This window comes from Clostridium sp., assembly GCF_026168755.1.
GTDB lineage: Bacteria > Bacillota > Clostridia > Clostridiales > Clostridiaceae > Clostridium.
In genome coordinates, this window is record NZ_JAPFDR010000058.1 from 1 (window position 1) to 14233 (window position 14233).

The 14233-nt window shown below is 26.3% G+C and carries 12 protein-coding genes; 1 reads left to right on the forward strand and 11 read right to left on the reverse strand.

Annotated elements, in window-relative coordinates:
* Positions 1–517: 517 nt before the first annotated feature.
* From Q0Y03_RS13720 to Q0Y03_RS13735, 4 genes are all read right to left on the reverse strand, one after another.
* Positions 518–2821: an AAA family ATPase gene (locus tag Q0Y03_RS13720; protein ID WP_297714375.1), complete on the reverse strand. Its 2304-nt coding sequence runs from the start codon at positions 2819–2821 to the stop codon at positions 518–520.
* Between the two features lie 180 nt (positions 2822–3001).
* Positions 3002–3676: a deoxyribose-phosphate aldolase gene (gene deoC, locus Q0Y03_RS13725; protein ID WP_297714377.1), complete on the reverse strand. Its 675-nt coding sequence runs from the start codon at positions 3674–3676 to the stop codon at positions 3002–3004.
* Positions 3677–3797: 121 nt separating this feature from the next.
* Positions 3798–4844, reverse strand: a complete 1047-nt coding sequence (locus Q0Y03_RS13730; RefSeq protein WP_297714378.1) for a DNA polymerase IV — start codon at positions 4842–4844, stop codon at positions 3798–3800.
* 8 nt (positions 4845–4852) lie between these two features.
* Complete coding sequence (locus tag Q0Y03_RS13735) at positions 4853–5806, reverse strand: DUF4003 family protein (RefSeq protein WP_297714379.1); 954 nt, start codon at positions 5804–5806, stop codon at positions 4853–4855.
* Positions 5807–6057: 251 nt separating this feature from the next.
* On the opposite strand from Q0Y03_RS13735, the gene Q0Y03_RS13740 reads away from it, so the two are divergent.
* Positions 6058–7365, forward strand: coding sequence for an aspartate kinase (locus Q0Y03_RS13740; RefSeq protein ID WP_297714380.1), 1308 nt, complete (start codon positions 6058–6060; stop codon positions 7363–7365).
* A 14-nt stretch (positions 7366–7379) separates the two neighbouring features.
* Here Q0Y03_RS13740 and Q0Y03_RS13745 read toward each other — a convergent pair whose 3' ends face one another.
* From Q0Y03_RS13745 to Q0Y03_RS13775, 7 genes are all read right to left on the reverse strand, one after another.
* Positions 7380–7718, reverse strand: a complete 339-nt coding sequence (locus Q0Y03_RS13745) for an arsenate reductase family protein (RefSeq protein ID WP_297714381.1) — start codon at positions 7716–7718, stop codon at positions 7380–7382.
* 18 nt (positions 7719–7736) lie between these two features.
* A complete protein-coding gene (locus Q0Y03_RS13750; protein WP_297714382.1) occupies positions 7737–9644 on the reverse strand; it encodes an ABC transporter permease in 1908 nt (635 codons plus the stop codon).
* Entirely contained in the window at positions 9644–10396 is a 753-nt protein-coding gene (locus tag Q0Y03_RS13755) for an ABC transporter ATP-binding protein (protein WP_297714383.1), read from the reverse strand. Before Q0Y03_RS13755 ends, Q0Y03_RS13750 begins: the two co-directional genes overlap by 1 nt.
* Before the next feature lie 120 nt (positions 10397–10516).
* Positions 10517–11431: a sensor histidine kinase gene (locus Q0Y03_RS13760; RefSeq protein ID WP_297714384.1), complete on the reverse strand. Its 915-nt coding sequence runs from the start codon at positions 11429–11431 to the stop codon at positions 10517–10519.
* Between the two features lie 107 nt (positions 11432–11538).
* A complete protein-coding gene (locus Q0Y03_RS13765; protein WP_297714385.1) occupies positions 11539–12210 on the reverse strand; it encodes a response regulator transcription factor in 672 nt (223 codons plus the stop codon).
* Positions 12211–12938: 728 nt separating this feature from the next.
* Positions 12939–13307 carry a hypothetical protein gene (locus Q0Y03_RS13770; RefSeq protein ID WP_297714386.1) on the reverse strand — a complete coding sequence of 123 codons (369 nt, stop codon included), beginning with the start codon at positions 13305–13307 and terminating at the stop codon, positions 12939–12941.
* Positions 13308–13539: 232 nt separating this feature from the next.
* Positions 13540–14061 (reverse strand): SAM-dependent methyltransferase, encoded by a 522-nt coding sequence (locus tag Q0Y03_RS13775; protein WP_297714388.1) that lies wholly within the window; start codon positions 14059–14061, stop codon positions 13540–13542.
* Positions 14062–14233 lie beyond the last annotated feature (172 nt).

Genomic DNA, 14233 nt, shown 5'->3' on the forward strand with positions numbered 1-14233 from the left:
GACCACCTTAAAAGTTAACGACTTCTGCTATATTTTATATACCAGATTGTTAATTTTTAAATATATATTTTTTATAGCTAAAATTATAAATATACAAATTAACTATAATATCAGAAAAACTTTTAGCAGAAAACATTAACTTTATAAGGTGGCATTGAAGTTCATCAAGTGGAAGAGAAAATATTAATGATATTACCGGAAGGAATATTGTAATTAAGTTTTAGAATTTAATCTTTCTTGGAGTAAAAACTGCGTTAAGAAGCGGAGGGAATGAAATGACTTTCGAAGCTTTAGCAGTTTTTACGGAAAGAAAGATATAAATTCTTAATGCAAATTACACAATTCCTGGAGGTTATATCATTAATTTTTCGGCTTCACGTGACGAACAATACTATTCTATAGCAACATTAGTGGTCTTCTACTAGTTAAGTTTTCCGTTAGCAAACTCTTAATTATTTAAGCTAACCAAGCTAAGTTTGAACCTTAATTTCTTAATTTAGAATATTGCTTTGCAATATTATTTATCTTTTTCTTTGTCCTTATATTTTTCTAACTCCTTTTGTACAATCTCATAAAACCCTTCTATATTTTCACCCTCATCTAATAAAAGAACTTCAATTGCATCATTTAAATTATTCATTGTGTATATATGGAACTTTCCTTCTTGAACTGCTTTTTCTACTTCAGACTTCAATATTATTTCATCTTTATTTCCTTCTGGAATTAATACTCCCTTTTCTTCTACCGTATCTAACATACTACAAACCTTAAAGAATCCTTCAATCTTTTCATTAGCTCCACCGATAGGTTGAACATCACCAAATTGATTAATAGATCCAGTTACTGAAATATTTTGTTTTATTCCTTTCTTGCTTAAAGCAGAAAGAATACATATAATCTCTGCTACTGAAGCACTATCACCTTCTACCATTCCATAAGTCTGTTCAAAGCTTAAATGAAAATCTACAGGTATATTCTCATAAGGATTTAACAAGTTTGTTAATAATCCTCTAAGTATACTTATAGATTTTTCATGAATTTTTCCACTTAAATTACTTTCTTTTTGTATATCAACTATTCTGCCTGAACCCTTACATGCAACACAACTAATTCTCATAGGCTTTCCAAAAGTACAATATCCACTATCAAGTACAGCTAATGCATTTATTGCTCCTATTTTTCTGCCATTAACAGAAATTAATATTTTATTCTCTTCATACATGCTCATTATTTCACTTTCTATTAATTCCTCTTCATATGCAACATCTAAAATATCCTGTTCTGTTATTATCATACTCTTTCTTTCTTTTGCTGAGTTATTAGCTAGCACTAATATTTTATCTATAGCATCCTCTTCTGCAAGTATTCTATTTCTACTACTACTTTTCCTACATAAATATTTTAACATTTCACTCATAGCTTCATCACTAAGATTAAATAGTTCATTCTTTCTGACCTTATTCTCAATCATATTCTTTAATTCAATTACTGAATCATTATTAACTTTTACTACAGGTGAAAATTCCGCTCTTAATGGGAATAACTTTTTAAAGTCCTCATCAGAATTATATAAAAGATCATAAGTTTCGTAATCACCTATTAAAATCACCTTAAACTTTACTGGAATAGGTTTTGGCTTTAATCCATTTATATTTATAAATTCTAAATAGCTTTTATTAGTATCAAATGATACTTTATTTGAAAGTAAAATTTTCTTTAAATAATAATAACTTAATGTATTTACAGCCAATGAACTTAATCTTAGAATAAGACACCCTTCATTTGCTTTTAAAATTGAACCTGCACTTATTAAAGAAATATTAGTTGTATAAATTCCATTATGATTTTCATACTCTATTAATCCTATTAAATTATTTAAATTAGGATCTTCTTCAAATATTACAGGTGGTGAAGAGTTATTTGTATTATCTACAATTACCCTAACATCATATTTATTTAATATTTCATATATTTCACTTTCATCATCTTCTATACTCATTGTGTAGCAATCAATTAAATCTTCTTCTATACAAGTAAATAGCCTTTCTAAATACTCATATGAATCATCATCTGTTATAAACTCTAAAAGAGCTTCATCCTTCTCATCTTCCATTTGGGTAGATAAAAACTTTGTGTATATTTTTTTTAATTTCTTTATTGATTTAACTTCAATATCCTTTAGCTCTTCTAAAATACTTTCAGCTTTCTTTTTTAAACTGCCTGCTTTAGCTACTATAACATTTTTATTTTCATCTTCTAAATCATCGTACTCTTTTTCTGTCATAGCTTCATCACCACTTAAAGGTATAAATGCAAAACCTTTACTGCTAGCCTTAACTTCAAACCCCTCTTCTTTAGCCATTTTAGTTAATTCATTTATATAACTATTTCTTTTATTTTGAATATCTTCTACTAAATAATCTTTTTCATCATTACTAGAATCACCATAAAAATCGTCTACAGCTTCTAAATAACAACTTTTTATATCATCAACAGTTTCCTTTAGTTTTTTCCCTTTTCCATTAGCAACAAAAATTGCTTCAGGTCTGTTAACATCCTCTAATGTAACATAACATATATCCCTTGGTGATTCTAAGTCTTTATACTTCTTCTCTATAAAAGCGGTTAGCTCCTTTAATTTATCCTTTGAGAAGGTATCTATTAAATAAAGATTATAGCCCTCTTTATCTATATTAATTGCCCTCTCAACTTTTTTATAGGCATCATTAAACTCTTTAATACCCTTTGTCCCTTTATCAACATCAGTCTCTGTTACTTCTAGTTTAAACATTATTTCTGATGGAGTTAACTCTCTTTTCATAACCCTCCTATCTAAGGCTAGAAACTACTAACATAAGTCGTCTCCCCTTTTTTACAATGATATATATTATATTAATATTCTTATATTATTGATTTAGGCAATATTTTTTTAAAAGTATTCTATATTCTTAAATATAATAAAAAGGAAGCATATATATGCTTCCTTTTTATTATATTTATTTTAATAATTTGAATTTGATTTTGTTCCTTCACAAATAGCAATTGAAGCTGATGCTCCTATTCTAGTTGCTCCATTTTCAATCATAGCTAAAGCATCTTCTCTGCTTCTAACTCCACCTGATGCTTTTACCCCCATATCTGGTCCAACAGTTTCTCTCATTAATTTAATATCAGCTGCTGTTGCTCCACCAGTTGAGAATCCAGTTGATGTCTTAACAAAGTCAGCACCAGCTTCCTTTGATAATTGGCAAGCTATAACTTTCTCCTCATCTGTTAAAAGACAAGTTTCTATTATTACTTTTGTTAAGGCCTTACCTTTAGCTGCTTCAACAACTGCTTTTATATCATTTTTAACGTACTCTAAGTCTCTTTCCTTTAACTTACCTACATTAATAACCATATCAACTTCTGTAGCACCTTTTTCAATAACATCTTTTGTTTCAAAGGCTTTAACTTCTGTAGTAGTTGCTCCTAAAGGAAATCCTATTACAGTACAAACTTCAACATCAGTTCCTTCTAATGCAGTAGCTGCAACTGGAACCATTGATGGATTTATGCAAACTGAAGCAAAGTTATATTCTATAGCTTCTTTACAAAGTTTTAAAACTTCCTTTTCAGTTGCTTCTGGTTTTAATATTGTGTGATCAATAATTTTAGCTATTTGTGCCTTATCCATTATAATACCTCCATTTATTTTGAAATTTTTCTTAAGTAGCCCTTATCTATTATAATTGATGTATGATTTATTTGAAAGATTTTTCTAGGCTATTTTATAATATTATTTCCTTACTCTCTATTTAAAACAACTTTAACTGTTCTAATTTTTCTTCCTTTATACTAGATACAGTAATTCCAATTAACCTTATAGGTCCTATAAATTTCTCATCTTTAACAATTTCCTCTGCCACCTTATAGATAGTTGAAAAATCATTAGTATAATAGGTTAAGCTTCTACTTCTAGTATGATTTTCAAAACTACTAGTCTTATATTTAAAAGTTATAGTTTTTATATATACATTCTTTCTTTTTAAATCTTCACTTAATTCTAAGCAAAAATTCTTTACATAAGAAAGAATTTCCTCAATATCTTCAGTATCAAACTTTAATGTATTTTCTCTACCATAAGATTTTCTATCCCTATTAACTGTAACTTCCCTATTGTCGATTCCTCTTATTCTTTCATATATGTCTATTCCATACTTTCCAAAATACTCAATAAAGAATTCCTTTGATAATTCATATAAGTCCTCTATCTTAAACATTCCCATGTTATTTAACTTTCTAACAGACTTTTCACCCAAACCATAAATTTTAGATATTGGTAATGGCTTTAATATATCTGGAATCATATCTTCAGTTATTATCATTATCCCATTTGGTTTATTCCAATTAGATGCTAACTTTGCTAAAAATTTATTATAAGATATACCAATAGATAAAGTTAAACCTACTTCTTCACGAACTCTCTTTTTTATATAATTAGCAGCTTCTAAGCCATCATTAACTCTTCCTTCACTTAAATCTAAATAAGCCTCATCTATTGAAAGTGGCTCAATAATTGGAGTTACTTCCCTAAAAATTTCAAATACTCTATTAGAAATTTCCTTATATCTATAATATCTTACTTTTAAATATATACCATGTGGACAAAGCCTTTGTGCAATAAAAATAGGCATTGCTGATCTAACTCCAAACTTTCTAGCTTCATAAGAACAAGTAGATACAACACCCCTTTCACTAACTCCACCAACTATTACAGGTTTGCCCTTAAACTTAGGATTGTCTGCTTGTTCAACTGATGCAAAAAATGCATCCATATCCACATGTAAAATTATTTTTTTCATTATTCCACCTAGTATAATACTTCCTCAAAAATACCTTTATTTTTACTATTAATAAAAGATAGTATCCCTTGTGCTAATAGTTCATCAATATATCTTTTCTTATTAGCCATTGTACAAAAGGCTACAATCACTATAGCAATTATATTTCTAAAACCTTTATCTATATAATATTCATATTCTCCCTCTTCATCACATAAATATTCAATAACACCTTCAACTATATCCACATTTCTTCTTGGATTGTAATTTGCAATAACTCCAATCAACGGTAAAAATTGATTTGCTATTTTTATATTTCTCTTTTCAAGATATGACATAAATTCCATAGTTCTATACATTTCACCTGATGAACCATTTAAAATGATGGCATTAGCTAAACCTTGTACACCATTTTTAGATCTTATATTGGAGCCTGCAATATGTTCAAATATATTTTCTATAAAATCATCTACAGTATCTGCTTGAACATTATTAATTACCAATAAAGTACAAAGTAAATAATCATCCTCATTAGTTATATCATTATATTTTTCTTTAATAATTATATATAACTCTTTTATCTTTTCTATTATATCCTTCTTCTCTTTATATCTACAATATTTACTTATTGTAAAGGCTGTTAAAGCTAAATATGATCCTGATAAAAATCCTTCTTCCTCTAATATTTCCATAGTCTCATACATATCTTCTATTAATTCTTCTTCTTTTTCATTATCAACTGTTGCTATTAACAATGAAAGTATATTTAACGTATCTCCTCTAAATGGAGACATTATTGTTGTTGCCGATTTAATATTTTTCCTAATTTCTTTAATTCTTTCAACTGGTATTTCTTTTTCATAATGCGAAAAAACTAATGATGCAAAGTGATTTATTACATCTCCATCGTTTCTTAACTCTTCCTTTGCAATCCTATAGTTATCAATTGTCATTTGTATTCTGTCAACCAGAAACTTATCCATTTTTCTCTCTCCCCATAATAAAAAAAAGTAATATTATCTTCTCTGAATCTAAATTATATAAAATATAAACTTTTAATATTAATTAAAATTTCTTCTCCTATATTATACTATGGATTTGTGTCATTTTAATAACATTTTATAATAAATAAACCCTTTATATATCAGTATCTAGTTGAGCTTTTTGTCAATTTTTGCTAATATAGTTATTAAGGTTAACTTTTAACTGTTTTTACATTAAGGGGGCAAAAAAAATGAATACTATAGTAACAAAATTTGGAGGTAGTTCTCTAGCAGATTCTATCCACTTTAAAAAAGTAAAAAATATTATTGAAGAAAATTCTGATAGGAAATATGTTATTCCATCAGCACCAGGAAAAAGATTTTCTAAAGACTTTAAGGTAACAGATTTACTTTATCTATGTCATGCACATGTAAAATCTGGTATTCCTTTAGATGATGTATTTAAATTAATATCAGATAGGTATCATACTATAGTTACTGAATTAAATTTAAATTTAGACTTAGATAAGTATCTAAACATAATAAAATCTGATATAGAAAATGGGGCATCTGCAGATTATACTGCAAGTAGAGGTGAATATCTTAATGGAATAATCCTTGCAAACTACTTAAATATCGATTTCATTGATGCAAAAGATGTAATTAAATTTAATAAATATGGAACTTTAAACATTAAAGAAACTTATACCTTACTTAAAGATAAACTTTCTCAACATGAACGTGCAGTTATTCCTGGTTTTTATGGCTCTGATGAAAATGGAAAAATAGTAACTTTTTCTAGAGGTGGTTCTGATGTAACAGGTGCATTAGTTGCTGCAAGTATAAATGCAAATCTTTATGAAAACTGGACTGATGTTTCTGGCTTTCTAATGGCAGATCCTAGAATAGTTAAGAATCCTAAAAAAATTAAAACTATAACTTATGGAGAGCTTAGAGAATTATCATATATGGGAGCCTCTGTTTTACATGAGGATGCTGTTTTTCCTGTAAGAACTTCTGGAATTCCAATTAATATTAGAAATACTAATGAACCTGAAGATGAAGGAACATTAATAGTAAAAAATGAAACTAAACATGAAAATACTATTACTGGTGTTGCTGGAAAACAAAACTTTACAGTTTTATCAATAGAAAAATCTATGATGAACTCTGAACTTGGATTTTGTAGAAAAGTTCTTACTGTTTTAGAACAACATGGTGTATCTTTTGAAAATATGCCATCTGGTATAGATAGTGTAAGTGTTGTTATCTCTGATTCTAACTTAAAAAATAAAACTGAAGTTATTGTTGATGAAATTAAGCGTTCTTGTAATCCGGATTCTGTAGTTGTATATCCTAATATGGCTTTAATTGCTACTGTAGGAACAGGTATGGCTTATAGCAAAGGGGTAGCTGCTAGAATATTTAACGCTCTTGCTGAGGCTGATATTAATATAAGAATGATTGATCAGGGTTCGAGTGAGATAAATGTATTAGTTGGTATTGAAAATGATGATTTTGAAAAAGGAATTAACGCTATTTATAATGCATTTAATTAAAAAGCTGGGAGTTTTTACTCCCAGCTTTTCCATATTTCAGGTTGATTTCCAACTGTAGCTTCTTTACCATTTCTAACAATTGGTGTAGCATATAATGATGGATTTTTTAAAAGCATATCTTCTCTTATTTCTGCCCCTCTTATTTTATCCATATTTAGCTTTTTATAATCTTTTGAATTTTTATTTATTAAGTTTTCTAACCCTACTGCTTTTTTAACGCTTTGAAGCTCACCTTTGCTTAATGATTTTTCTTTTAAATCTATAAATTGATATTGTATTCTTCTTTCTTTGAAAAACCTTTCTGCTTTCTTAGTATCATTACATTTTTTTGTTCCAAATATTTGTATATTCATTTTTGTTCCTTTCATTCTTTAAACATTAACAATATTTTTAAAACTTTTAATTGATATAATTGCACTAACTACAAATATACTTACTGATACTATTATACTTAAAATAAAAGTTAAATTTAAGTTTTCTGATAAAAATTTTCCTAAAACCTGTATTGCAAAAAAACTATGAAGTAATCCTATAGACAATGGAAGAACATAAAATAATGTTACTTCTTTTCTAATAGCTTTTCCTAAATCTTTTTTTGATGCTCCTATATCCTTTAGAATTTTATATTTATCCTTGTCTTCTGATGCATCACTATATATCTTAATATAAATAATACTAGCTTCTGCAAGTACAAATACTAAGAATAAAAATGCCCCAATAGCATAAACAAGCTTTAACCATTCAACACTTTTAGTTTCATATTTTCCAACTTGAAATTTAATATTATCATTTAAATATGGTTCTAATCCTTTGCCTAATTTATTAATAATATCTTCATTTAAAATATCTGAATCATTTTTAACCTTAATTCCATAAAAATTAACTATTTGTCCATTATTATAAAGTTTTTCATATTCATCATTATTAACAACAATTGTTCTGGATTTAAATAATGAACCTAAAACCTTAAATCTTATATCCCCCTCACTAATTTCAAAGATTTTATCAGCAAGAGTTATTTCTTTTGGCTTAATTAAACTTCCCAATGTACTAGGATTTTCAATATAAATAGCATTATTTCCTTTAACCATTTTTTCATTAATCTTTTCTAAGTCTTTTTCATATCCATTATTCTTCAAAATATCTGTAAACTTATCATAAGACATCACTATATACGCCTGTTTTTGAAAATCTTCAAAATTTTTTAATGTATTATTAACCATTAATACATCAGTGTTTAAATCAAACTTCTTTTCACCTAGTACTTTAGTAATCTCTTCACTTATTTTTTCAGTATCTATTTCATTTTCAGAATAAAATGACATTGTAAATAACTGATCATTTTGCTCACTCATTGTATAAAGATTTCTCATAGATACTGATGTACCTAAAACAGTAACTGTACATGCCGTTAAAATTCCTATTGTAGCATAAGTAGTGTAATTTTTCTTTACTCTATAGGCTAAACTATTAATAGTTAGTATATTTTCTCCTTTATATAATATTTTTTTATTATTAATTAAAAAATTAAGAATTGCTGGAATAACAGCATAAAATAATCCATAAGTACCTATACAAACTAAAATCAAAGTTTTAAAAGCATTCATTTTAGAACTAAATACTAAGTAATATCCATACATAATACAACCTATAGATACCATTGTAATTATATAAGTAAAGACTGTTACTTTAGGCATCTTTTCTGTTTTTCTACTATTATTTAAAAGCTCAATTACCTTACTTCTTGAAATATTAACAAACCCTTTAATACTCATTAATAAAAATATAGTAATAAATATTATAAAGGTGCTTATCATTGAATTGGCAGTAATAGAAAATTTCACATCTATATTAAACCCTGCTAAAGCAAAGATTATCATTTGAAAAAACTTAGAAAATAATACACCAACACCAATTCCAATTATACTGGCAGATATACCAATGAGCATCATTTCTGTAAAATATATTTTACCTATAGTTTTTAAATCTACACCCATAAAGGTAAAAAGACCTATTTCTTTTTTTCTATTTTTTAAAAATACATTAGAGACATACCATATAAAGAAAAGCATGAACACTCCTAGAATTATACTTATCATTTGTAATATCATTTTAGTATAGATAGCATTAGCTTCTCCTAAAACTTTTAACGCTTCACCGTACATAAGTATTAAAAAGTTACTTAATATAACTACTGAAAATATCATTGATATAAAAAACATCGAATATGTTTTTATATTATTTTTAAAGTTATTAAAAGCTATGGAAAGTACACTCATTATTTAGCACCTCCTAAAGTTGCTAATAAATCAATTATCTTACCATAAAACTCTTTTCTGTCATTTCCTCTATTTAACTGACACTTTATTTCACCATCGCTAAGCATATAAACCTTTTTAGAATAACTTGCACTAAAGGCATCATGAGTAACCATTATTATAGTTGCATTATTCTCGTCATTTACTCTCTTTAAACATTCTAATAAATCTGTAGAAGATTTAGAATCTAAAGCTCCTGTTGGTTCATCTGCAAATATAATCTTTGGTTCTGTAATTAATGCCCTTGCAGCTGCCCCTCTTTGCTTTTGCCCTCCTGATAATTCATATGGATATTTTTTAAAATGATCCCTAAGTCCAAAAACATCAGCTATTTTAATAACTTTTTCTTCTATATCTTTAGTTCTCTTTCTTCCTAAAGCCAGTGGAAGAGCTATATTATCCATTAATGTCATATTATCTAAAAGACTATAATCTTGAAATATAAACCCTATTTTATCTTTTCTTATATTAGATAATTCTTTATTTTTCACCTTAGTAAGGTCTATGCCATCTAAAATTATTTCACCTTTAGTTGGTTTATCTAAAGTAGATAGTAAGTTTAAAAGTGTAGTTTTACCTGCTCCTGATGGACCCATTATTGATAAAAATTCCCCTTCATCAACAGATAAAGATATATTATTTAAAACTCTAGTTTTAAAGCCTTTAATTCCATAATCCTTTGACACATTATTTAGTTTTAATATTTCACTCATTAATTGTTTCCTCCAAAATCTAATTTCTATTTTGCTGAACTGTTAATCAGCTTATAAATTAATTTTAGTGGCTTTTTACTAATTAATCCTTCACTTAACATTACATTTAAAGTTCTAATGTTACATTTTTGTAATAGTAGTGAAATCAGATATTTTATTAAACTTAATTTTAAATAAGGTATATTGATTTTTTACTGATTCGACCTCAAATGAACTTCCTAATTTATTTAAAATCTTTTTAGAAAAATAAAGTCCCATTCCAGTTGATTTATATATAGCATTTCTTCCATTAGTACCCGTAAATCCTTTATTAAATATTCTTTCTATATCTTCTTCCGCTATTCCAATTCCATTATCCCTTATATTTAAACAAATATATTTATCATTTCCTTCACCATAAAATTTAATTTCTCCATTTTCTTTAGAATACTTTATTGCATTATTAATAAGTTGATCCAAAACATATAATACCCACTTTTTATCAGTAAAAATATAATAATCAAGATTATCTAGTTTTATTTCTATATTACTTCTTATTAACATAAAGGAATTGTTTTTTATAGCTTGTTTTATTATATCTTGCAATTTTACTTCTGAAATAAAAATATCCTCAGCAGCAACTGTTGCTCTACTTCCATACATAACTGAATTAACTAAAAAATTAATTTTTTCTGTTTGATTCTTAATATCTGAGCTAATTTCTTCATTATCAATACGCTCTAAAATCATAGATATAGCACTAATAGGCAATTTTATTTCATGAACCCATTTTGAAATATACTCTTCCATATCTTTAATTTGTGTATCTTTCATATCTAATACTTCTGAATACTTATCTTCTTTTTTATTAATTATATATGTCATTATTTCTTCTTCTAAAGAATCACCATTAATATCATTTACAGTAATATCATTATCCTCTTGAATAATTTCATATATAGTACTAAATCTTTCTCTCCAAAGTATATATTTAATGATAAAAGCTCCAATATAAAGTGTAACTAGAATTACATCTAAGTAATATATTTCTCCCATCCGACCCTTTAGCAAATTTAATACTAAAAAATAAATGTTAATACAAACTAAAATTCCACAATTAAATAAGATACTTTTTATATTTTCTTTAATAAATCTTTTTAAACTCATTGTATTAAATACCCTATTCCTTTTTTAGTTTTAATAACATCATCTAATCCTAATTCCTTTATTCTACTTCTAAGTCTTGTAATATTTACAGTTAAAGTATTATCATTAACAAATTCATCATCATTCCATAAGCTCATCATAAGCTTTTCTCTAGATACTACTTTTCCTTTATTTTTTATTAGTAATGATAATATTTTTATTTCATTCTTAGTAATCTCTATTTCATTATCCTTATATCTAAAAATACACTTTTCTATATCTAAAACTGCATCATTATAATATATTAGTGAATCTGAAGTAGTATAATCATAGCTTCTACGTAATAAGGCATTAATCTTTGATATTAATACTTCTACAGAAAAAGGCTTTGTAATATAATCATCTCCACCATTATTCATCCCCATAATAATATCCATATTAGAGTCCCTTGAAGATAAAAATATTATAGGAACCTTAGAAAGTTCTCTTATCTTTTCACACCAATAAAATCCATCATAAAAGGGTAAATTAACATCCATTAATATAAGACTTGGTCTTTTCTCTATAAATTCATTTACGATATTATTAAACTCTTCTATTAATTCTACTTCAAAAGCCCATTTTCTTAAAGATAAAGCTAACTCTCTAGAAACATCTAAATCATCTTCTATTAACAATATTTTTTTCAAACTTTTCACCTCTTACTTAGTATCTTACTTATCTTCTTAAAATACTATCATATTTTTACAATTAAAGAAATTGAAAAGGAGCTTCCATTGCTAAAGCTCCTCATTATTTTATATCTTTTCAAATTCAAGTAACTCTTTAATTAAGATATTTTTAACTAGAGCTAAATATAATAATCTTAATCATTTTAGGTTCTGTTGATAAAACTACATCATTAAAAGTTACATTATCAAATTGTATTAGAGTAAATGATGAATATAATATTATAGTATCGCTATTCATCAATATTCCAAACATCTCTTAATTAATACTAAATTTATTACCTATAAATATTTACAATACATCACTTCAATAGCATCATTAAATACCTTAGTTTTTTCTGTTAAAACAAACCCATTATTTTCATAAAACTTACGTGCCATATAATTTTCTTTAAACACCCATAACATTACCTTACTAAATCCTGCATTGTATATAGGCTAATGTATTAGCATCATCAACGTCTACTTTTCGTATATTAATAACATTACTCATAATCTCCTCCTCTTGCATTTCACACTATTTCCTTTAAAATTTAAACCAATAATTCTTAAAATCTCATTAATAATATTATAACTTACCAACCATAAAAATACCGCATATTCACTTTTGAATAGTACGGTATTCTCATTAAATTATATTTAATTTTATTTTTTGAAACCTTAGAATTACCCTTTAATTTATAAATACATTATACTGTATGCTTTTGGATCAATAATCTATATATTGATAATCCAATACAATATCCTGTAATAGCAAAACCTATTATTGATATAATAGTATTATATATTTGGTAGTTATACTTAATTGCATCAACCATAGATAGTAACCAAAATGCTAATGGTATTAATAGCGGTACCCCTACTACTTCTCTTTTGGTCTTTCTCACATAAAAACTATAGAATAATCCAAATAATAATAAACTTATTATCGAAATGATAAACTCATTTTTAGATATTTGTACCGGAATATCAGATGATATTAAAAGTACATATAACCACAATATTATTGAGACAATAAAGAAAATAACTTCTAAGTATATATCAATAAGTTTACTCATATTAATTCTCCTATTACCACTTTATAACACTTAATAATAATATAATGTATTATTATTAAGTGTTAATTATGATACATTTTTACACAGTATTGTTCACTTTTGAGTAGTACTGTATTTTAAGAAATATAATATTTAATTTTATCTTCATAGTGTTTTAAAATTAGTTATTTAATCTATCGTTTATCTCCATTTTTATTAAAAGACTTTCTTAAGTTAAAATCTCCATATACAATTATTTTTTTCTGGAAACTATTATATATCTGTGTTCAATACTTTCTACATATCCCTTAACATTTATACCTTCATTTAATTTACATAGCTCCTCAAAGCAATTCTCTACTGAGAAATTAGGAAATTCCCATTCAATAATTTTAGCAAAATAAACAATTGCTCCAATATCTTTAAAACGTAAATAAGGAAAATATTCATTAGCATATAAAATTTCAAATAAGTTGTTTCCTAACTTTTTTATGTTATTATCTAAAGTATTATTTGAATATAATGGCTTAAAGCCTTTTATTAATGCCTTAGATAATATTTCATTATTCTTTCCACCTAATTGTTGAGTAATAAAAATTCCATTAGTCTTCAATATTCTCCTCACTTCATTAATATCAAAAGACTCATGTCTATTAATAATTATATCAAAAGTATTATCTTCAAAGGGTAATTGAGAATCATTAAAAACCTGCTTCACTTCAATTCCAAGTGGTTCTAATTTTTGTTTGCATAATTCAACATTAGGTACCCACATTTCTGTAACAGATGTGTTATTATAAGGATGATGGTGTTAGTATAAAGTAGTGGACACATTTAGTCGAACTAAGTAAAATATTATTTAGTTAAGAAAGGATGTGTCCATTATGGGAAAGGGCAGAAGATACGAGCAAGAATATAAAGACATGATAGTAGATTTATTTAAGTCA